This is a genomic window from Coprococcus sp. OM06-34AC (assembly GCF_003462545.1).
Classification (GTDB): Bacteria; Bacillota; Clostridia; order Lachnospirales; family Lachnospiraceae; genus Coprococcus; species Coprococcus aceti.
In genome coordinates this window covers 1-19097 of record NZ_QTZF01000001.1, presented here as the reverse complement: position 1 = coordinate 19097, position 19097 = coordinate 1, and the positions used below count along the sequence as shown (strand labels likewise).

Sequence of the window (19097 nt, the reverse complement as noted above, 5' to 3'; positions counted from 1 at the left end):
ACATAAGGAGACATTAACAAATGGCAGAACAGAACACAACAGACAAACTGACACTTGCGAAATTTGAGGAGGCCTACGACATTGTACATAAGGTGGTTCTCCCTACAAAGCTCATATACAGTGACTATTTCAGTGGGATAACAGGCAACAAGGTATACTTCAAACCTGAGAACCTTCAGAAGACCGGTGCATACAAGATCAGGGGTGCATATTACAAGATAAGCACTCTTTCAGATGAAGAGAGACAGAAGGGACTGATAACAGCTTCGGCTGGAAATCATGCCCAGGGTGTGGCATATGCTGCAAAAGCATATGGAGTAAAGGCGACCATCGTTATGCCTTCATCTACACCTCTCATCAAGGTTAACAGAACTAAGGCATACGGCGCAGAGGTTATACTGTATGGAGACGTATATGATGAATCATGTGCATACGCTCTTGAGCTTGCAGAGGACAAGGGTTATACATTCATTCATCCGTTCGATGATCTCGATGTTGCCACAGGACAGGGCTCGGTTGCGATGGAGATCATAAAGGAGCTTCCTTTCGTTGACTATATCCTTGTTCCTATCGGAGGTGGCGGTCTGGCAACAGGTGTGTCCACACTTGCCAAGATGATGAATCCGAACATCAAGGTCATAGGTGTTGAGCCTGCCGGAGCAAACTGTATGCAGGTCTCACTGAAGAACAAGAAGGTTACAACACTTCCATATGTAGACACCATTGCAGATGGAACTGCAGTAAAGACACCGGGAAGCAAGATTTTCCCATATATACAGAAGAACATAGATGATATTATAACTGTAGAGGATAACGAACTCATCGTTTCATTCCTCGATATGCTTGAGAATCACAAGCTTCTTGTTGAGAATTCAGGCCTTCTCACAGTGGCAGCACTTAAGCATCTCGATGTAAAGGGTGCCAAGGTCGTAAGCATACTGTCGGGCGGCAATATGGATATGATAACATTTGCCTCACTTGTACAGCACGGACTTATCGCAAGAAGCAGGATCTTCACAGTTTCAACACTTCTTCCTGACAAGCCGGGTGCACTCATGAACATTTCAAAGGTTATCGCTGATCTCCAGGGAAATGTTATCAAGCTTGAGCACAACCAGTTCGTATCCATCAACAGGAATTCAGCAGTTGAGCTTGTTATCACTATGGAGGCATTTGGCCCTGAGCACAAGCAGCTCATCATCAACACACTTGCTGATAAGGGCTACAAGCCAAAGGAAGTCATGACAAAGGGAATATACAATTAATTGTAGTTGATATCGATGATTAACAATGAACTCACTTTAACCGTAAATGACAACAAAATAATCGCCTGCAGACGCGGTGACAATCTGTTCAAGGTGCTGTGCAGCGCCGGATATGTGTTCAGTGGAAACTGCGGAGGTCTTGGAAGGTGTCAGAGATGTCTGGTGGATGTAAAAGGCGCGGGCACGGTAAAAAGCTGTACCTACACTATCACTGATAACATACAGATAACCATAGGTGAGGATAACATGTCAGTCCTTGCTTCGTACAAGGGTGCTGATGAATTCAACAACGTATATAATGGCGATGGTCGTGGTATAGGCATAGCTATAGATTTAGGCACCACCACCATCGCCATAGAACAGATAGATATGTCTGATGGAAGTGTCACGGACAGATGTGGATTTATGAATCCGCAAATTGAATATGGCAGCGATGTCATATCAAGGATCCGAACAGGCTCCACAGAAGATGGACTTACAAAGCTCAGAAGCTCAGTAGTCACAAGGATTTCCTCAGAGTTGGCCGGAATGGGGGATGCCCCTGCAGATATATCAAGGATAATTATTTCCGGAAACACCACCATGAATGCAATACTGGAGCGGCTGCTTCTGTACAATCTCGGGCATGCACCATTTGAGATCAGGAATCCTGACAGTATAACAGTATCAGGGAAGGATTTCTTTGATGATGAAAGATTTTGCAGTGCGGAAGTCACATGTCTTCCTAACCTCAGCGCGTTTGTTGGAGCTGACGCATTGTGCGGTGCAGTCGTCTGTAACATTGACAGGTCTGACAAATATCAGTTGTTTGCAGATCTCGGAACAAACGGAGAACTCATACTTGCAAAGCAGGGCATCGGTTATGCCACCTCATGTGCATGTGGTCCGGCATTTGAGGGAATGCTGAGGAGAGGTGTTGCAGCTCCAACCACAGCCTTTGATCTGCTGAACAGACTTAATTTGCTACACATAGTGAATGACGATGGAGTCCTGGTTGATCAGTATATAGACGGCGGCTACAGACTTGCGGGTGGAGTGACAATTGACATGGATATGATCAGAAGCTTTCTCCTTGCAAAGGCAGCCATATGTGCAGGGATAGAATCCCTCATGGATATGGCGGGGATAACGGCAGAGGACGTATCACGTGTATATCTGGCAGGAGGCTTCGGGTGCAGTCTTAATATATCAAGTGCGGTAAGCCTTGGACTTTTTCCGGACAGTTTTCAGGAAAAATCAGAATTTGCAGGAAATACATCCCTGCACGGAGCACATAAGTGCTTGATTGATAAGAGTTTTATTGATAGAATATATGCGTTTAAAGAGACCCTGACTGCTGTGAATCTCGGTGAGCTTGAGGGCTTTGACAGAAGATATTACAGTCATATGGATCTCAGACCATGGACCGCACAGTCACATGGTACAAATAAATTACAACAGAAGAGTAGATTATGAAATTACTAAGTATAGCAAGCGGTAGCAGCGGTAACTGCTATTACGTCGGCAATAGCGCTACCCATCTTCTTGTGGATGTAGGCATAAGCTGCAAGAGGGTTGAAAACGCCCTTAAGGATGAGGGAATAAAGCCGTCTGAACTCGATGGTGTTCTTGTAACGCATGAGCATATAGATCATGTGAAGGGCATAGGTGTTCTGGCAAGAAAGCACGGTGTTCCTATATATGCCACTGCAGGAACCATAGCTGAGATGAAGAAGATGACCTCTCTTGGCAGTATCGATGAGGGACTGTTTCATGAGATTCGTCCTGATGAAAAGATACTGATAAAGGATATAACCGTTGATCCGTCATCCATCTGGCATGACGCAGCGGATCCGGTATGCTACAGCCTGTATGGAGATGGCAAAAAAGTGTCCATAGCGACTGATATGGGCAATTATAATGATTATATTGTAGATAAGCTTGACAACTCAGATATAATGGTAGTTGAGGCCAATCATGATGTCAGAATGCTTGAGGCGGGACCATATCCTTATTATCTCAAGAGACGAATCCTTGGCAACTATGGTCATCTGTCCAACGAATTGTCAGGGCAGCTCATATACAGACTTCTGAATGACCATGTGAAGGGTATCCTTCTGGGACATCTGAGCAAGGAGAACAATTTTGAAGAGCTGGCATACGAGACAGTCAAGCTGGAGCTTGAAAACAATTCATACGCCAACGATGTAAGGGAATTTGGGCTGGCAGTAGCCAGAAGAGACATGCCTATGGCTGCCATAGAGGCGTAGGCTGATTTTTAGGAGTGAATAAAGATGGGTTCTGTATGTACAGGCTCCATCATCAACAAGGAGGATAAATGAAATGAAAAAGAGAATCATAACTGTAGTAGGTAAGGACAGCGTGGGAATCACAGCTAAGGTATGTGTATATCTGGCAAACAACCAGATCAATATACTTGACATATCACAGACTATAGTTGCAGGGTACTTCAACATGATGATGGTGGTTGATACACAGGAGTCATCCAAATCAACAGAGCTCATCGCATCAGAACTCGGACAGATTGGAGAAGAGATTGGAGTACAGATAAAGGTACAGCACGAGAAGATCTTTGAGACAATGCACAGAATCTAATAATATACAGTCTGACAGACAGAAAAGAGGATATACATGATTAGCATAAATGAAGTAATCGAGACCAATAAGATGATCTCAGACATGAATCTGGATGTTCGTACCATCACAATGGGAATCAGTCTTTTGGATTGTGTAGGCACAGATGTGGATGATACATGTACAAAGATATATAACAAAATAACAACATATGCCAAGGATCTTGTATCAACAGGTCAGGAGATATCAAGAAGATATGGTATACCAATCGTCAACAAGAGAGTTTCTGTAACACCTATAGCACTGGTTGGTGGTTCCGTATGTAAGACCACCGGAGATTTTGTAAAGATAGCAAAGGCTCTTGACAAGGCTGCAGACACCATAGGAGTCAACTTCATCGGAGGATATTCAGCGCTTGTAAATAAGGGCATGACTCCTGCTGATGAGCTTCTTATCCGTTCAATTCCTGAAGCACTCTCAAGCACAGGAAAGGTGTGCAGCTCCATAAATGTAGGTTCAACCAAAACCGGTATAGATATGGATGCAGTCAAGATTCTAGGAGAGATGATCAGAGACACTGCCGAGCTCACCAAAGAAGCAGATTCCATCGGTTGTGCAAAGCTTGTAGTATTCTGTAACGCACCTGATGACAACCCATTTATGGCCGGTGCATTCCACGGTGTTACCGAGGGAGACTGTGTCATCAATGTTGGAGTCAGCGGCCCTGGTGTTGTAAAGAAAGCCCTTGAGAAGGTAAGAGGAGAAAACTTTGAGGAACTCTGCGAGACCATCAAGAAGACAGCTTTCAAGGTAACCAGAGTTGGACAGCTCGTTGCAAAAGAGGCATCCAAGATGCTCGGCGTACCATTTGGTATAGTTGACCTGTCACTTGCCCCTACTCCTGCAGTCGGAGACAGTGTAGGTGAGATTCTCGAGGAGATCGGTCTTGAATACGCCGGAGCTCCTGGTACAACAGCAGCACTTGCGCTCCTCAACGATCAGGTTAAGAAGGGTGGAGTTATGGCTTCATCATACGTCGGAGGACTCTCCGGTGCATTCATCCCTGTATCTGAGGACCAGAGAATGATCGATGCAGTTTCCGCAGGAGCATTAACTCTTGAGAAACTTGAGGCCATGACATGTGTATGTTCAGTAGGTCTTGATATGATAGCAATTCCTGGTGATACATCACCTGCAACTATATCAGGAATTATCGCTGATGAGATGGCTCTTGGTATGATCAACCAGAAGACAACCGCTGTAAGACTTATCCCTGTTATCGGTAAGACAGTTGGAGATCAGGCTGAATTTGGCGGACTTCTCGGATACGCACCTATCATGCCTGTCAACAGATTTGCATGTGATAAGTTTGTCAACAGAGGTGGACGTATTCCAGCCCCTATCCATAGTTTCAAAAACTAATATTGGATAATGCGGTATAGGATCACAGTTCCTGATACGATATAGATATAGAGGATGCGCACTGAATACGGATATTCCGTGCGCATCTCTTTTGCTGTAATTGAATATTTCCATTTGGAGATATCAGATAATATGATTACAAGAAAATTATTTAAGGATATTATTTTATGAGAAGATTAGCTTTACCGGATGAAATACTGATGAAGGTTGAAAAGCCCGCCAGATATATAGGTGGAGAATACAACAGTGTTATGAAGGACAAAGACAAGGTTGATGTGCGTTTCTGCATGTGTTTTCCTGATGTATACGAGATAGGTATGTCCCATCTCGGAATTCAGATACTGTACGATATGTTCAACAGGAGAGAGGACACATGGTGTGAAAGAGTTTATTCGCCATGGCCTGATCTGGACGCGGAGATGAGAGAACATGACATCCCTCTGTTCGCGCTGGAATCCCAGGATCCTATAAAGGATTTTGATTTCCTTGGAATAACACTCCAGTACGAGATGTGTTACACCAATATTCTTCAGGTGCTTGATCTGGCAGGGATCCCACTCCGTACAAGAGACAGAAAAAAGGGAGACACACTTGTTATAGGCGGAGGCCCATGCTCATACAATCCTGAGCCTATAGCAGACTTCTTTGACATATTCTATATGGGTGAGGGCGAAGTATCATATGATGCACTTCTGGAGCTTTACAAGGTGTATAAGCACTCTGATATGACCAGGGAAGAATTTCTCATAAAGGTGTCCAACATTCCGGGATTATACGTTCCTGAGCTCTATGAAGTCACATACAAGGAAGATGGCACGATAGCTTCATTTGCTCCTAGATTTGAAGATGTGCCTGCCACGATAACCAAGACGGTCGTCATGGATCACAGCAAAGTCACATACCCAGAGAAGCCTGTTGTGTCATTCATGAAGCTCACTCAGGACAGAGTTGTTCTTGAGATCATGCGCGGATGTATAAGAGGCTGCAGATTCTGCCAGGCTGGAATGATTTACAGACCAACCAGACCTAAGGATGTCAATCTGTTAAAGGGCTATGCTGAGAAAATGCTGGCAAGTACAGGACACGAGGAGATAACCTTCAGCAGTCTGTCGTCGAGTGATTACGAGGAGCTTCCGGAGCTCACAGACTGCCTGATCGAGAAGATGGACAATGAGCATGTAAATATCTCTCTGCCATCGCTCCGTATAGACGCCTTTTCTCTGGATGTCATGAGCAAGATCCAGGATGTGAAGAAGAGTTCACTTACATTTGCCCCTGAGGCAGGAACGCAGAGACTCAGAAATGTTATAAACAAGGGTCTCACAAAGGAGAACATAATGGATGGTGCCTTGAAGGCCTTCAAAGGCGGCTGGGATAAGGTGAAGCTGTACTTCATGATGGGCCTTCCTACTGAGACATATGACGATATTGCCGGGATTGCAGACCTGTCGGAGGAGATCACTGAGCTTTTCTTTGCAAATATCCCAAGAGAAGAACGAAATGGACGTGTCATGGTCACCGCATCGGCATCATATTTTGTGCCAAAACCATTCACCCCATTCCAGTGGGCTCCGATGATAAGGCCTGAGGAATTTGTCAAGCGTGCATACTTTGTGAAGGACAGATTCCGCGCAGAGAAGAACCATAAGAGTCTTAAGTTCCAGTACCACGAAGCAGATATCACCATACTTGAGGGACTGCTTGCTCGAGGCGACAGGAAGCTCTGCGATGTAATATATGATGTCTATAAGGCCGGTCAGATATTTGACGCATGGACAGAGTTCTTCAAAAAAGAAAACTGGGACAACGCCATGGCAAAGCACGGTCTGGATATAGATTTCTACACATACAGGGACAGAAGTGTTGATGAGATACTTCCATGGGATTTCATTGATATAGGAGTCACAAGAAAGTTCCTTGAGAGAGAGTGGGAGAACGCCCAGAACGAAAAGGTAACCCCTAACTGCAGACAGCAGTGTTCCGGCTGTGGTGCCGCAAGATTTGGAGGAGGTGTATGTTTTGAAAATAAGAATTAAATACTCCAAGCTCGGTAACCTCAGATTTATAGGACACCTTGACGTTATGAGATATTTCCAGAAGGAGATAAGACGTGCCGGTCTGGATGTGAGCTATTCCAAGGGATATTCGCCTCACCAGATCATCTCGTTTGCCGCTCCGCTGGCCATGGGGATCACTTCTGATGGCGAATACTTTGACGGAGAATTTGAATCCGTTACAACATCCAGAGAGATGATCGACGCATTGAATGCCGTATCGGTTGATGAGATGAAGGTCACTGAGTGTGTACTTCTTCCCGATGATGCAAAGAACTCCATGTCAGTTGTGTCAGCATCGGACTATGTCATCTCATTCCTTGACAAAGCAGTAACTGAAGAACGACATAATATACTGGACAGTGTGGAATCCTTCATGTCGCAGGATCAGATCGTCATTCTGAAAAAAACAAAGAAGAGCGAACGCGAGGAGAATATAAAACCTGGTATCATGACCTGCGAGCTGAGGGACGATCAGATATATATGCTGCTGTCAACCGGAAGTGAATACAACCTCAAGCCGGAGCTCGTCATGCAGGCTCTCTGCGCGTATGCGGGTGTCAGTCATAACCAGTTCCATTATCATATTCACAGACTGGAGACGTACATGGATGGCCCTGATGGCAATATAATACCTCTATACAAGGCCGGTTCACCATTCTAAGAGTCTGCCTGACCGTATATTTGAAAGATTATAAGGGGAATATCACATGAGAAAGCTGGTAGTTACACACTACGACAACAAAATATTACAGGCTGTTATACAGGATGGCAAAGTCACAGATCTTAATCTGTCAGAGGGCAGTACAGTCCTCGGCAATATCTATGTGGGCAAGGTGGCCAACATCGTAAACAATATAAATGCCTGCTTCGTGGATTACGGTGACAGACTTCCCTGCTACTACAGTCTGGATGACAATGATATTATATACGCCGATGGCAGGGAACACACAAAGCTCAGGATCGGCGATGAGATAGTCGTTCAGATCAGCCGTGACGCAGTCAAGACCAAGAACCCTGTTGGTTCATCGGAGCTCACCCTCCGCGGGGATTACTGTGTGGTCCACACCGGGGAACAGATCGGTGTATCGAACAAGATAAGCAGCAGAAAGCTCCGGGACGAGCTTAAGGACATCGCGCGAAATACCCTCCCGGCGGGTATAGGTTGTATCATTAGGACAAATGCTGTGGATGCGGACCCTGAACTCATAAAACGTGAACTGAATGAGCTGGGCGGTCGTCTCACACAGATCCTGAAGGCCGCAGCAACCAGAAAATGCTTTTCCTGTCTGTACCGGAATCCACCGGAATATATAGAAAACATAACTTTCATGGGAAGTAATAAGCTAGATTCACTGGTAACCGATGATGAAGAAATATTCCACGTATTTGAGGATTACATAGAGAAAAAACAGCCTGGAACAATAGACTTAACGCTTCATACCGATACGGAATGTCCGCTTACGGCAATCTACAATCTCAATAAAGAAGTGGAGGGAGCTCTAAAGGAGAGAGTATGGCTTAAGTCAGGTGCCTACCTTATAATCCAGCAGACTGAGGCCATGGTAGTTGTGGATGTGAATACAGGCAAGGCCATATCAGGCAGAGATATGGAACAGCACATGCTGAAGGTCAACACCGAGGCTGCCATCGAAACCTGCCGTCAGTTAAGGCTCCGCAATCTGTCAGGGATAGTAGTCATAGACTTTATAAACATGAAGAATCCCGATGATATCCTCAGGATACGTGATACCCTGATAAGAGAGCTGGCAGACGATCCTGTACCAGCCAAATTCGTAGATATCACCAAGCTTGGACTTATAGAGCTGACCAGAAAGAAGTTAAAGAGACCGCTTCACGAAATGGTTAAGCTTTGATGAAAATAAATCAAAAAATATTGTAAAAATATATCAGAAAATTATTGACAAATAATCATCTCAATGGTAGATTATATGAGTATGCCGCACAGTTAGGTATAAGTGTGTCAACAGACACCACCAAAACTGGCGAGTTTGATTAAGGAGGTATTAACCATGTACGCAATTATAGCAACAGGCGGTAAGCAGTACAAGGTAGCTGAAGGAGACGTGATCAAGGTTGAGAAGCTCGCAGCAGAGGCTGGAAGCGAAGTAACATTTGATGATGTTATCTTAGTAAGCACTGATTCAGACGTTAAGTGTGGAGATGCAGTTGCTAATGCATCTGTAACAGCATCAGTAGTTGGTGAAGGCAAGTCTAAGAAAGTTATTGTTTACAAGTACAAGAGAAAGACTGGCTATCACAAGAAGAATGGTCACAGACAGTCATATACTAAGGTTGAGATCAAGAAGATCAACGCTTAATTGGTATTGATTGTATCGATTATAAGACATGATTGATGTAGTTATTTATCAGAACAGCAATTCGGAATATATAGGATTTAAGACAGATGGACATGCGGAATATGATGATCCTGGACAAGATATCGTCTGTAGCGCAGTTTCAGCGATCACGATAACCATCCTGAACTCTGTTGAGAAGCTTTCAGATGTGAATTTCACACTTGACTGCGATCAGGAGAGCGGACATATGGATTTCATATTCACAGAGGAGCCGGATATCAAGGCACAGACTTTGATGCAGGCGCTTGTGATCGGTATATCCGGAATCGAAGAATCCTATGGCGATTATATTTGTATGACCTTTAAGGAGGTGTAATTGACATGATGAAGATGGAACTTCAGTTTTTCGCTCATAAGAAAGGTGTAGGTTCTACAAAGAACGGCAGAGACTCAGAGTCCAAGAGACTTGGCGCTAAGAGAGCTGACGGTCAGTTCGTAAAGGCTGGTAACATCCTTTACAGACAGCGTGGAACAAAGATTCATCCAGGTCTTAACGTTGGTATCGGCGGAGATGACACACTGTTCGCTACAGCTGATGGTATCGTTAGATTTGAGAGAAAGGGTAGAGACAAGAAGCAGGTTTCTATCTATCCAGTAGTTAACGAGTAATATTGGATATATATAAGTAATACTATCAAGAGACTGGAGTAATTTTTATTATTCCAGTCTTTTTTTACAGACAAAAGTGCAGATATGGGGTATACTATGAAATAGTGTGCAGATGTATCTGCAGAACTTGATACAGGTAGTTTAGACATTGAATATTCGGTATAGAATATCTGACATAGAAAGGCGGTATATTATGTTTGCCGATAGAGCCAGAATATATGTGAGATCAGGCAAGGGCGGTGACGGACATGTATCCTTCAGAAGAGAGAAATATGTTCCAAACGGCGGTCCTGACGGCGGTGACGGAGGTAATGGCGGTGACGTTATCTTTGTTGTCGACGAGGGAATGAACACGCTCACTAACTATAGACATGTGACAAAATACAAAGCCGGAGACGGTGAAGAGGGCGGCAAGAAGAACTGCCATGGCAGCAATGGTGCCGATATCGTGCTCAAGGTTCCACCTGGAACTGTTGTCAAAGATTCAGAGACAGGTAAGGTTATTCTCGATATGGCATACAAGAAGGAACCTGTTGTTTTCCTTAAAGGAGGCCGTGGTGGCCGTGGCAACAGAACATATGTAACTTCGACCATGCAGGCGCCAAAGTATGCACAGCCTGGTCAGCCAGCCAAGGAGCTTACAGTAGATCTTGAACTCAAGTGTATAGCTGACGTAGGACTTGTCGGATACCCAAGTGTAGGTAAATCAACCTTCCTTGCAAGAGTTACGAATGCCCGTCCTAAGATCGCGGCATATCATTTTACCACTTTAGTTCCGAACCTGGGTGTGGTGGATCTCGGGGATAAGAACGGCTTCGTGATCGCTGACATTCCAGGCATAATTGAAGGTGCGTCAGAAGGAACAGGTCTTGGACTTCAGTTCTTAAGACATATAGAGCGTACAAAGGTTATAATCCACATCGTGGATGCAGCCTCGGTGGATGGAAGAGATCCGATCAATGATATCCACGTAATCAATGAAGAGCTCAAGAAGTACAATAAAGACATCGAGAACCGTCCACAGGTTATAGCAGCCAACAAGGTCGATCTTCTGGATGATATGGGCTATGAGACTGTCATAGAGATGCTTAAGGAGGAATTCCCGGAGGATGAAGGATATAAGATATTCCCTATATCTGCAGTATCAGGAAAGGGTATCAATGAACTTCTCTGGTATGTCAATGACCTTGTAAAGCAGTCTCCAAGGGAGATCATCGAATTTGAACCTGAGATAGATCTGTCCATGCAGGATGATCCTGAGCTTCCATTTGAAGTCAGAAAGTCAGACGAGGAGGAGGGTGTATATATCGTCGAGGGTCCACGAATCGAGAAGATGCTCGGATATACGAACCTTGAATCTGAGAAGGGCTTTGATTTCTTCCAGAAGTTCCTCAGAGACAACGGAATACTTGCACAGCTTGAGGAGCTTGGCTGTGTAGACGGAGATACTGTAAGAATGTATTTCCTTGAATTTGATTATTATAAGTAAAGGAATAAACACGTATGAATAGCAAACAGAGAGCATATTTAAAGGGGCTGGCACAGACCATCCAGCCTATACTCAACATAGGCAAATCATCACTCACACCTGAGTTCACAGAATCTGTTGCAGAGGCTCTTGAGGCGAGAGAACTAATCAAGATCTCTGTTCTCAAGAACTGTCTTGACGATCCTCGTGAGATAGCAGCTATGCTCGGTGAGAGAACTCACTCACAGGTAGTTCAGGTGATCGGCAGAAAGATCGTTCTGTACAAGGAGTCAAAGGAACATAAAAAGATCGAACTTCCATAGGGGGGAATAAGCCATGCTGGCACAAAAAGCAGGACATGTAGGTATACTCGGCGGAACATTCAATCCTATACACTATGGACATATAGAGCTTGGCGTACAGGCACTGGAACAGTTTAGACTGGATAAAGTGCTTGTGATGCCCAACAATAAGCCTGGTTATAAAGATATTTCCAACGAAGTTACAACAGATCACCGGGTCAACATGATAAAACTTGCCATAGATGGCATAAAAGGGTTGGAGTATTCTGATTTTGAGCTCAGACGTCCCGGGATCACATACACCTCAGATACGCTTGAGGCCCTTCATGAGTTATATCCTGACGTTCACTGGTATTTTATCATGGGCGGGGATTCCATTATGTATTTTGACCACTGGCACAGACCTGACATCATATCAAGGCATGCAACGCTGCTTGTCACAACAAGAAGTGGAGCTCCTGAGGATATGATCAACGACAAGATAGCAAGCCTGCAAAGCCTGTTTCCGGCTTCTGATATCCGCCGGGAGTACATCCACCAGCACGATATATCCTCAAGTGATATAAGAGCTGCTGTGCGGTCAGGAGAAGATATCAGGGATATGGTTCCCGACAGCGTGATAACATATATCAGGGACAATGGTCTATATCACGTTTGATCTGGCAGGTATAACAACATATATTGAATATTACTTATACTTGAACATTTGCAACAGATAGGAGATAAGATGAACAGATTTGAGATGCGTGAGCGCCTTGAAAACAAGCTCACAAAGAAAAGATTTGAACATTCACTTGGTGTGGAATATGTATCAGGCTGCCTGGCCATGGTTCACGGAGCAGATGTGAACAAAGCTTTGACTGCCGGACTTCTACATGACTGCGCCAAATGTCTGCCTGCAGACGAGAAGATAGCAAGATGCCAAAAACACGGACTTCCAATAAGCCAGGTCGAATTTGCTAACCCTGAGCTTTTACACGCAAAGCTGGGAGCATATTACGCAAGAGAAAAATACGGAGTTGACGATGAGGACATCCGATCGGCTATAGAATTCCATACCACTGGAAGACCGGCTATGTCGCTTCTGGAAAAGATTGTTTTTGTGGCTGACTATATAGAGCCGAATCGTAAGCCTTTGCCGGAGATAGATGAAATAAGAAATGAGGCATTCTCCGATATTGACGCTTCGGTGGCCCACATATTAAAGAATACTTTAACTTATCTGGACAGTGGCAGCTGTGGAGACACGGACGAAATGTCTGTCCGGACATATAAATATTATACATCATTGAACAGTGAGGACTAATATGGCAGATTCCAGAGAGATGCTCAAGATAGCATGTGCTGCTCTTGAGGATAAAAAAGCATTTGACATTAAGATCATAGACATAAGCAGAATTTCAACCTTATGTGATTATATAGTGATAGCTGACGGAACAAATAAAAAACAGGTTCAGGCACTCAGCGATAATGTTGAGGACAATATGCACGAAGCTGGATATTCCCACAAGGGAGTGGAGGGATATTCTGAAGGTGGATGGATTTTGCTGGATTATTATGATATAATAATCCATATATTTTCTGAAGAATCAAGAAGATTCTACAACATAGAGAAGATATGGAGTGACGGAGATATTGTATCTCTGGACAGCATATAAGATATTCAGTTTAAAATAAGATTGGGTTGCAAGTAAGAATTTGGGGATTAAAACATGGAGAGTAACAGGCTATTAAGCGACAATTATATCAAGATCAATCATATTGCCTCCAAATGTATGAGGCTTTTTGCTGTATTGATACTTTTGTACTGGGTATTTACATATATTGGAGGGCAGTGCAATATAGTGCTCCTGTGTTCCTGCATGGGAGTATGCTGTATTCTGACCCTTATACCTACGATTTTTATTGATCTACTTAAGAACAATGAGGGCAAATGTATAAAATATGTGGTAATTGCATTGGCTGTACTCATATGCTCCATACTCAATACAACTTTATCGTACACAGCTATGATCGTCTGGATATTTCCTATGCTTGTAGCTTCCCTTTATTATAACAAGACAATGGTTCTCTATACTGCGCTTTTATCTACAGTCGGTGTATTCGCTGCAGATATAGTCAATTACAGATTATGTGATCTTGTTATTCCACCCGCACATGATGATTTTGCTGACAATATGATACTGGTCATAGCGCCATGTGTTATAGCCATTTTTATCATGTCATTTGTATCATATTTCATAGTATCAAGAAACTCAACAATGCTCAATAATGTTATAGACCATGCTGAAGAGGTCAAGACTAATCAGAAGGAACTCATATATGCGTTTGCCGAGCTCTCAGAGAGCAAGTCAAAATCAACAGGTGAGCACATCAAGAGAGTTGCAAAATACATGGAGGTTCTTGGAAAGGCATCCGGTTTTGATGACGATTATGTTGACATGCTTTCAACCGCAGCCATGATGCACGATATCGGCAAACTGATGATCAGCGAAGAAATACTCAACAAACCTTCCCGTCTTACAGATGAGGAGTTCGCCATTATGAAGAGTCATGTATTATATGGCGACGCACTTCTCTCAAAATGTCCGGGACAGATCCTTCAGATTGCAAGAACGATTGCCAAGGAACATCATGAGAAGTGGGATGGCTCTGGATATCTGCATATGAAGGGAGAAGAGATCGCATATATCAGCAGGCTTATGGCTGTATGTGATGTATTCGATGCCCTTACATCAGCAAGATACTACAAGAAAGGCTGGTCTATGGAGGAGGCTTATACCGAGATAGTAAGCCAGAGTGGTAAACAGTTTGATCCAAAGGTGGTATTACTATTCCAGGCTCATTTCAAGGAATTCAAACAGATAGCAGAACAGAATGCTGATAAGCACATATACTAAAATGTGATTACTTAAAAATAGGCTAAATATACATTAAGCTAATAGGCTAAAAAGCTGTTTTTTATGGTTTTTTAGCCTATTTTTGTTGGATTTAGGCTTGAAATAAGCTAATTAATTGGTATAATGTAATTAACAAGTTGATACAAATTAACTATTTTGAAGTTAATTTACTTTTAATAAGCCCCCTCTTAAAAAATATGACATAAATTGATCCCCAGGTCATATACGTAAATGTTGCTGACGTATGTTGACCTGGGGATCTCTTTCTTAATGGATTTATTCTATTATATTGTAATTACATCTGCCTAAATAATCCGATAACCTTTCCGAGTATATCGCAGTGGTCTACGATAATTGGATCCATATAATCATTCTCCGGCTGAAGTCTTATATGACCATTCTCCTTAAAATATCTCTTTACTGTAGCCCCATCATCGATAAGTGCAACCACAATATCACGATTGGAAGCAGAAGAGCATTGTTCAACAATAAGGAGATCACCATCGTTGATTCCGATGTTGATCATACTTTCGCCCTTAACGCGAAGCATGAATGTCTGATTATTGGTGTTATGTAAATATTCCGGTGGAATAGGAAAATAATCCATAATATTCTGTGTGGCAAGGATAGGAAGTCCCGCTGCAACCTGTCCAACAACAGGTATATTAATAACCTCACGCCTTGACAATGCAAAATCATCATCTATTATCTCTATAGCCCTTGGTTTTGTTGGATCACGCCTTATATATCCGTTCTCCTCAAGAGATGCGAGATGAGCATGTACTGATGATGTAGACTTGAGTCCAACAGCCTTGCAGATCTCTCTTACTGAAGGTGGATAGCCCTTCTTAAGCTGTTCTTCCTTGATATATTCCAAAATCTCTGTCTGTTTATCAGATATCTTTCCTTTTCCCATGTATATTGAACCTCCACAAATAAATTCTATTTAACATAATCTGTTGTATACAAAATATGATAGCACATATGTTCTGATATTGCAAACGAATGTTCTGTTTTAATTTTGCTTTGTTTTGAATATTCTTGACCGGATCTATTCTTTCGTGGGAATAAAAATGGACACCTGATAGTGCATAATATAGGAGTATTAAGGATTCAGAGTTACAATACGAACTGCAGTCGTACTAGTGTTCGAAAATCACTTGACAACAAAACATCTGTTCGATATAATACGAACATAGTAACAAACATACGTTCAGGAGGGATAGAGATGAATAGATTATTTAATTTCATTAGCAATAAAAAGGTGACAATAATTGTAGCCATAATCATAGCAGCAGTATTATATGTTTCGATCACACACATGGATGCATCCGAAGCTGATGCCACTAATGCCAGCACCAAGTATTACACATGTATATCCGTTGAGTCTGGCGATTCACTTTGGGATATAGCCCAGAAGTATATGACTGATGAATATACATCAACCCAGGATTATATCGATGAAGTTGTCTCGATCAACAATCTGAACAACGATTCATCGATAGTAGCCGGAACCAACCTGGTAATACCATATTATGAAGTGACTGATCTCAATTAAACAAGGAATTAGATGTTCTTGATAAACGCATATAGATTCTATTAAATGATAGATTCTATATGCGTTTTCTGTTTAGATTTTTGCTTAGAGAGTCGTAAGAATCAGTGAAAGCAGTGCAGTTGGAATGTATTTTAGTCTATATGTTTCTATTCGCTAAACTCAGGTTTTACGAAAAAATATAGCATATTATATTAGATTATGCTATAATCCATTTAGTCATATACATGAATATGCCCACAAATTAACATATATCAGGAGGTTTCAAATATAACGATGCCAGCCAAGCCATACAACAAACAGGTCGATGAGAATAATATATTATTGCTCAGAGATATTCTTTCCGAGTTACCACAATACGCAACGATCGCTTTTCGTGGAATTGAGAATACTACATCCACAAGAACACGCCTTGGTTACGCCAGGGATATAAAAACATTCTACGAGTATTTATGTGAAAATAACCCATTCTTTCGTGATAAAACTCCACTTGATATTACTACTGAGGATCTCAGCAGACTTGAGGCCGAGGACATCGAGGAGTTCCTGCATGCCATGAAGCTTTACACTAAAAACGGACGTACATACACCAACGGTGAACAGGCGTTAAAACGCAAATTATCTGCACTCCGGGTATTTTTTGCATACCTGTATAAAAACGACCGTATAAGCTCAAACGCTGCAGAAAAGGTCGACATGCCAAAGATACACGATAAGAAAATTATACGAATGGAGCCAAACGAGGTTGCAGATTTTCTTGATAATGTTGAGTATGGCAGCGGCCTGACTGAACGCCAGAAAAAATATCATGAGAAAAATAAAGTCCGTGACCTAGCGCTTTTATCACTTATGCTCAGCACCGGCATGCGTGTATCCGAATGCGTTGGAATTGATATACGTGACGTTGATTTCGATAATATGCGGATTAAGATCGTTCGAAAAGGTGGCAAGGAGGCATACGTATACTTCAGTGATGAGGCAAGTGAAGCTTTGCTTGAATATCTTGATGAAAGGAAAAAACTGATACCGGAAAAAGGCCATGAGGATGCGTTATTTCTGTCCGGTCAATTAAAAAGAATATCTGTCAGATCAGTTGAGAATATTGTAAAAAAATACTCTCTTACCTCCGTTCCTTTAAAGCATATAACACCTCACAAACTCAGGAGTACGTTTGGCACTGAGCTTTATAGGGCTACAGACGACATATACCTGGTGGCGGACGTATTAGGCCACTCGGATGTAAATACAACAAGAAAACACTACGCTGATATGGATGAGGACAGAAAACGTCGTTTCAGGAACGAAGTACAGCTTCGTGAAAAACGCACAATTAAACCATAATAATATTATGTTAACTTAAGGAGTATTTTTATGAAATCACAAAAGCTTTTATCATATACAAGACGAGCTATAAATGATTACGATATGATCAGTCCCGGTGACAAGATAGCCATAGGAATATCCGGAGGCAAAGACAGTCTGACACTTTTATATGCAATGTCCAAACTGAAAAAGTTTTATCCCATACCATTTGAAATTGAAGCTATAACCGTAGATCTAGGATTTAAGGATTTTGACACGTCCAGACTTAAGGAATATTGCGAGTCACTTGGAGTCAATTACACGGTTTGCAAAACTCATATAGGCGAGATCGTTTTCGATTACAGGAAGGAACCTAATCCATGTTCACTCTGCAGCCGTATGCGTAAAGGAGCCTTCAATGATTGTGCTGCAGAACTTGGCTGCAACAAGATCGCATATGCCCATCACAAGGATGACGTTATAGACAGCTTCCTGATGTCCATGCTGTATGAGGGGCGCATTCACACCTTCTCTCCTGTCACTCATCTGGAGAAATCAGGTGTCACACTCATAAGACCTCTTTTATACGTCCTGGAAGGCGAAATAAGAGCATTTGCACGCGCCAACGATCTTCCAGTCTGCAAGAACCCTTGTCCCGCTGACGGCGTCACAAAACGTCAGGAAAGCAAAGACATTATAGACGAACTCAAAGTACGCGTGCCTGATGTAAAAGATCGTATATTTTCCTCCATCGAGGGTGCCGGAATAGACGGATGGTCAAGGCACTGATTAATAGCTTATGGATATAAAAAATGAATCCAATCACAAAACAAAAATGACAGTAAGCGTTTAACAAACATGATATGTACCCTCTTTACTGGACAACCAGTAAGGAGGGTATTTTTATGCGTTATAGTTATGAGTTTAAAATGATGTGTGTTGAATTGTATCATTCGGGTTCGTATCCTGACATCCCAGAGGGGCTGAATCCCAATACTCTCAAAAGGCATATACGAGAATGGTCCAGATTGGTTGATTTACATGGTCCAGAAGTTTTAAAACATAAGGTGTTTAATAAGGTATGGACACCCGAAGAAAAACTTGAACTGATTTCAAAGGTTATTGCAGGCACACCAAGAACGAAAGTTGCCATAGAAGCAGGCATTAATGCAGGACTGCTTTATCAATGGGTACACAAATATAAATTACAAGGATATAATGGATTGGTAGAAAGTAAAAAAGGACGACCAACAAAGGAACCGAGA

At 42.5% G+C, this 19097-nt stretch carries 22 protein-coding genes; 21 read left to right on the top strand and 1 reads right to left on the bottom strand.

The genetic code is table 11. The annotated features are described in order from the left end of the window. Positions 1-20 precede the first annotated feature (20 nt). The 17 genes from ilvA to DXB91_RS00030 all read left to right on the top strand — a co-directional run bounded on the left by ilvA (position 21) and on the right by DXB91_RS00030 (position 14975). Entirely contained in the window at positions 21-1265 is a 1245-nt protein-coding gene (gene ilvA, locus DXB91_RS00110; RefSeq protein WP_015534949.1) for a threonine ammonia-lyase, read from the top strand. A 15-nt stretch (positions 1266-1280) separates the two neighbouring features. Beyond that, positions 1281-2720, top strand: a complete 1440-nt coding sequence (locus tag DXB91_RS00105; protein ID WP_118016797.1) for an ASKHA domain-containing protein — start codon at positions 1281-1283, stop codon at positions 2718-2720. Beyond that, complete coding sequence (locus tag DXB91_RS00100) at positions 2717-3514, top strand: MBL fold metallo-hydrolase (RefSeq protein ID WP_118016535.1); 798 nt, start codon at positions 2717-2719, stop codon at positions 3512-3514. Before DXB91_RS00105 ends, DXB91_RS00100 begins: the two co-directional genes overlap by 4 nt. Before the next feature lie 73 nt (positions 3515-3587). Next, a complete protein-coding gene (locus tag DXB91_RS00095; protein ID WP_015534945.1) occupies positions 3588-3860 on the top strand; it encodes an ACT domain-containing protein in 273 nt (90 codons plus the stop codon). A gap of 36 nt (positions 3861-3896) precedes the next feature. Continuing rightward, positions 3897-5261, top strand: coding sequence for a PFL family protein (locus DXB91_RS00090; protein WP_015534944.1), 1365 nt, complete (start codon positions 3897-3899; stop codon positions 5259-5261). A gap of 167 nt (positions 5262-5428) precedes the next feature. Further along, positions 5429-7297, top strand: coding sequence for a TIGR03960 family B12-binding radical SAM protein (locus tag DXB91_RS00085; RefSeq protein WP_118016534.1), 1869 nt, complete (start codon positions 5429-5431; stop codon positions 7295-7297). Continuing rightward, positions 7281-7979 carry a TIGR03936 family radical SAM-associated protein gene (locus tag DXB91_RS00080; RefSeq protein ID WP_022216455.1) on the top strand — a complete coding sequence of 233 codons (699 nt, stop codon included), beginning with the start codon at positions 7281-7283 and terminating at the stop codon, positions 7977-7979. The genes DXB91_RS00085 and DXB91_RS00080 overlap by 17 nt, the downstream gene beginning before the upstream one ends. 46 nt (positions 7980-8025) lie before the next feature. Beyond that, positions 8026-9192: a ribonuclease E/G gene (locus tag DXB91_RS00075; RefSeq protein ID WP_055144434.1), complete on the top strand. Its 1167-nt coding sequence runs from the start codon at positions 8026-8028 to the stop codon at positions 9190-9192. Between the two features lie 156 nt (positions 9193-9348). Beyond that, positions 9349-9657, top strand: coding sequence for a 50S ribosomal protein L21 (gene rplU, locus DXB91_RS00070; protein ID WP_004850943.1), 309 nt, complete (start codon positions 9349-9351; stop codon positions 9655-9657). Between the two features lie 28 nt (positions 9658-9685). After that, complete coding sequence (locus tag DXB91_RS00065; protein ID WP_015534943.1) at positions 9686-10012, top strand: ribosomal-processing cysteine protease Prp; 327 nt, start codon at positions 9686-9688, stop codon at positions 10010-10012. A gap of 5 nt (positions 10013-10017) precedes the next feature. Further along, positions 10018-10305 (top strand): 50S ribosomal protein L27, encoded by a 288-nt coding sequence (gene rpmA / locus DXB91_RS00060; RefSeq protein WP_004850948.1) that lies wholly within the window; start codon positions 10018-10020, stop codon positions 10303-10305. 193 nt (positions 10306-10498) lie between these two features. Then, entirely contained in the window at positions 10499-11794 is a 1296-nt protein-coding gene (obgE, locus tag DXB91_RS00055; RefSeq protein WP_055144437.1) for a GTPase ObgE, read from the top strand. Between the two features lie 14 nt (positions 11795-11808). After that, the gene (yhbY, locus tag DXB91_RS00050; protein ID WP_022216458.1) at positions 11809-12096 is read left to right on the top strand and encodes a ribosome assembly RNA-binding protein YhbY; all 288 of its coding nucleotides are present in this window, start codon (positions 11809-11811) and stop codon (positions 12094-12096) included. 13 nt (positions 12097-12109) lie between these two features. Continuing rightward, positions 12110-12733: a nicotinate (nicotinamide) nucleotide adenylyltransferase gene (gene nadD / locus DXB91_RS00045; protein WP_022216459.1), complete on the top strand. Its 624-nt coding sequence runs from the start codon at positions 12110-12112 to the stop codon at positions 12731-12733. A 69-nt stretch (positions 12734-12802) separates the two neighbouring features. Beyond that, positions 12803-13381 (top strand): bis(5'-nucleosyl)-tetraphosphatase (symmetrical) YqeK, encoded by a 579-nt coding sequence (yqeK, locus tag DXB91_RS00040; RefSeq protein ID WP_082419750.1) that lies wholly within the window; start codon positions 12803-12805, stop codon positions 13379-13381. Between the two features lies 1 nt (position 13382). Further along, positions 13383-13733, top strand: coding sequence for a ribosome silencing factor (gene rsfS / locus DXB91_RS00035; protein ID WP_022216461.1), 351 nt, complete (start codon positions 13383-13385; stop codon positions 13731-13733). A 54-nt stretch (positions 13734-13787) separates the two neighbouring features. Beyond that, on the top strand, positions 13788-14975 hold the full coding sequence (locus DXB91_RS00030; protein ID WP_118016533.1) for an HD-GYP domain-containing protein: 1188 nt from the start codon (positions 13788-13790) through the stop codon (positions 14973-14975). 295 nt (positions 14976-15270) lie between these two features. On the opposite strand, the gene lexA is transcribed toward DXB91_RS00030, so the two are convergent. Then, entirely contained in the window at positions 15271-15891 is a 621-nt protein-coding gene (lexA, locus tag DXB91_RS00025; protein ID WP_022216463.1) for a transcriptional repressor LexA, read from the bottom strand. Between the two features lie 312 nt (positions 15892-16203). Between lexA and yneA the strand changes: the two genes are divergently transcribed. The 4 genes from yneA to DXB91_RS00005 form a co-directional block, all read left to right on the top strand. Next, positions 16204-16533, top strand: coding sequence for a cell division suppressor protein YneA (yneA, locus tag DXB91_RS00020; protein WP_015534940.1), 330 nt, complete (start codon positions 16204-16206; stop codon positions 16531-16533). Positions 16534-16806: 273 nt separating this feature from the next. Next, complete coding sequence (locus tag DXB91_RS00015) at positions 16807-17871, top strand: tyrosine-type recombinase/integrase (protein ID WP_055144446.1); 1065 nt, start codon at positions 16807-16809, stop codon at positions 17869-17871. 30 nt (positions 17872-17901) lie between these two features. Beyond that, a complete protein-coding gene (locus DXB91_RS00010) occupies positions 17902-18621 on the top strand; it encodes a tRNA 2-thiocytidine biosynthesis TtcA family protein (protein ID WP_055279951.1) in 720 nt (239 codons plus the stop codon). A 116-nt stretch (positions 18622-18737) separates the two neighbouring features. Beyond that, positions 18738-19097 (top strand): transposase (locus tag DXB91_RS00005; protein WP_243003483.1); only part of this gene is annotated, 360 nt, incomplete at its 3' end.

What these genes read in the sequence shown, in the direction of transcription:
- DXB91_RS00090 (WP_015534944.1), top strand. Translation starts at nt 3,897, where the DNA reads ATGATTAGCATAAATGAAGTAATCGAGACCAATAAGATGATCTCAGAC.
- DXB91_RS00015 (WP_055144446.1), top strand. Translation starts at nt 16,807, where the DNA reads ATGCCAGCCAAGCCATACAACAAACAGGTCGATGAGAATAATATATTA.
- rsfS (WP_022216461.1), top strand. Translation starts at nt 13,383, where the DNA reads ATGGCAGATTCCAGAGAGATGCTCAAGATAGCATGTGCTGCTCTTGAG.
- DXB91_RS00030 (WP_118016533.1), top strand. Translation starts at nt 13,788, where the DNA reads ATGGAGAGTAACAGGCTATTAAGCGACAATTATATCAAGATCAATCAT.
- rpmA (WP_004850948.1), top strand. Translation starts at nt 10,018, where the DNA reads ATGATGAAGATGGAACTTCAGTTTTTCGCTCATAAGAAAGGTGTAGGT.
- ilvA (WP_015534949.1), top strand. Translation starts at nt 21, where the DNA reads ATGGCAGAACAGAACACAACAGACAAACTGACACTTGCGAAATTTGAG.
- nadD (WP_022216459.1), top strand. Translation starts at nt 12,110, where the DNA reads ATGCTGGCACAAAAAGCAGGACATGTAGGTATACTCGGCGGAACATTC.
- DXB91_RS00085 (WP_118016534.1), top strand. Translation starts at nt 5,429, where the DNA reads ATGAGAAGATTAGCTTTACCGGATGAAATACTGATGAAGGTTGAAAAG.
- DXB91_RS00100 (WP_118016535.1), top strand. Translation starts at nt 2,717, where the DNA reads ATGAAATTACTAAGTATAGCAAGCGGTAGCAGCGGTAACTGCTATTAC.
- DXB91_RS00105 (WP_118016797.1), top strand. Translation starts at nt 1,281, where the DNA reads ATGATTAACAATGAACTCACTTTAACCGTAAATGACAACAAAATAATC.
- DXB91_RS00065 (WP_015534943.1), top strand. Translation starts at nt 9,686, where the DNA reads ATGATTGATGTAGTTATTTATCAGAACAGCAATTCGGAATATATAGGA.
- rplU (WP_004850943.1), top strand. Translation starts at nt 9,349, where the DNA reads ATGTACGCAATTATAGCAACAGGCGGTAAGCAGTACAAGGTAGCTGAA.
- DXB91_RS00010 (WP_055279951.1), top strand. Translation starts at nt 17,902, where the DNA reads ATGAAATCACAAAAGCTTTTATCATATACAAGACGAGCTATAAATGAT.
- obgE (WP_055144437.1), top strand. Translation starts at nt 10,499, where the DNA reads ATGTTTGCCGATAGAGCCAGAATATATGTGAGATCAGGCAAGGGCGGT.
- DXB91_RS00075 (WP_055144434.1), top strand. Translation starts at nt 8,026, where the DNA reads ATGAGAAAGCTGGTAGTTACACACTACGACAACAAAATATTACAGGCT.
- DXB91_RS00095 (WP_015534945.1), top strand. Translation starts at nt 3,588, where the DNA reads ATGAAAAAGAGAATCATAACTGTAGTAGGTAAGGACAGCGTGGGAATC.
- lexA (WP_022216463.1), bottom strand. Translation starts at nt 15,891, where the DNA reads ATGGGAAAAGGAAAGATATCTGATAAACAGACAGAGATTTTGGAATAT.
- yqeK (WP_082419750.1), top strand. Translation starts at nt 12,803, where the DNA reads ATGAACAGATTTGAGATGCGTGAGCGCCTTGAAAACAAGCTCACAAAG.
- yhbY (WP_022216458.1), top strand. Translation starts at nt 11,809, where the DNA reads ATGAATAGCAAACAGAGAGCATATTTAAAGGGGCTGGCACAGACCATC.
- yneA (WP_015534940.1), top strand. Translation starts at nt 16,204, where the DNA reads ATGAATAGATTATTTAATTTCATTAGCAATAAAAAGGTGACAATAATT.